The sequence below is a fragment of the Pseudomonas sp. AC463 genome (assembly GCF_979253585.1).
Genome location: NZ_CEEDDZ010000984.1, coordinates 1 through 248, shown reverse-complemented (window position 1 = coordinate 248; position 248 = coordinate 1). Strand labels below are relative to the sequence as shown.

The following is a 248-nucleotide window of genomic DNA, read 5'->3' as shown; positions in this document are numbered from 1 at the left end:
GTCGCGGCCAGCCCGGTCGCGTTCGAGTGCGTGGTGACACAGATCGTCCGGCTGGAGACGCGTGACGGCCGTTCGCTCGACCAGTGGCTGGTGATCGGCGAGGCGGTCGGCATCCACATCGACGCGTCGCTGCTCGACGACGGCATCTACCAGACCGCGCGCGCCCGCCCGATCAGCCGCGGCGGCGGCCCGGAGGATTATTTCGAGACGACGCCGGACACGCTGTTCCGGATGCGCCGGCCGGGATA

Annotated in this window: 1 pseudogene; it reads left to right on the top strand. The window is 70.6% G+C overall.

Annotation, left to right across the window (positions count from 1 at the left end):
• Nucleotides 1–248: pseudogene (locus AC0IYH_RS33170) on the top strand (flavin reductase family protein); the annotation flags it as partial.